This is a genomic window from Bacteroides sp. ET71, from assembly GCF_023336905.1.
In the GTDB taxonomy this organism is placed as follows: Bacteria; Bacteroidota; Bacteroidia; order Bacteroidales; family Bacteroidaceae; genus Bacteroides.
In genome coordinates this window covers 1-211 of record NZ_JAMBLS010000187.1, presented here as the reverse complement: position 1 = coordinate 211, position 211 = coordinate 1, and the positions used below count along the sequence as shown (strand labels likewise).

General features: G+C 40.8%; 1 protein-coding gene. It reads right to left on the bottom strand.

What is annotated here, in order from left to right; translation table 11 throughout:
• Positions 1–18 precede the first annotated feature (18 nt).
• A partial coding sequence (locus M3090_RS15800) for a transposase (RefSeq protein ID WP_249057832.1) occupies positions 19–211 on the bottom strand: 193 nt, incomplete at its 5' end.

Sequence of the window (211 nt, the reverse complement as noted above, 5' to 3'; positions counted from 1 at the left end):
ACGTGAGTTCGATATAATTCAAAACATAGTAAGTTGCCCGTCTTTGACAAAACACAGGTCAATGGCGGGCTTCTTTTCAAAGAAACAGTATGCTGCTATGGCAGATAGAGAATTGGCAATGAAGTTATTGAAGGAACGGTGTCTGGAGTGTTCAATCTGTGCGATATTCTTCAACTCATCATTGACCGTTTCTATCAAAGCGCGTTTTCTC